General features: G+C 47.7%; 1 protein-coding gene. It reads left to right on the forward strand.

Annotation, left to right across the window (positions count from 1 at the left end; genetic code table 11):
- Positions 1-86 precede the first annotated feature (86 nt).
- Positions 87-365, forward strand: a 279-nt coding sequence (locus ACYQ78_RS39335; RefSeq protein ID WP_459806095.1) for a hypothetical protein, incomplete at its 3' end; no start/stop codon positions are given.

Genomic DNA, 365 nt, shown 5'->3' on the forward strand with positions numbered 1-365 from the left:
TTTATCTCGAAGAGAATTTGGTCGGGTCGAAAAGGGCTCATCCACACAGCCATCAGTCGTCAATCATACCTTAATCCTTTGAAAACATGCCTCCAAAGTTCGATCCCAATGAGATTAAAATCGTTTATCTGAGAGCCACTGGCGGCGAAGTTGGTGCAACATCAGCCCTTGCGCCTAAGATCGGTCCTCTTGGTTTGTCTCCTAAAAAAGTTGGAGATGACATTGCCAAGGCAACACAGGATTGGAAGGGGCTTCGCAGCACTGTTCAGCCCACCATCCAGAACAGACAAGCCAAAGTGTCAGTTGTACCTAGTGCGTCATCACTTATTATCAAGGCTCTCAAGGAACCCCCAAGAGATCGCAAG

The organism is Herbidospora sp. RD11066 (assembly GCF_054661255.1).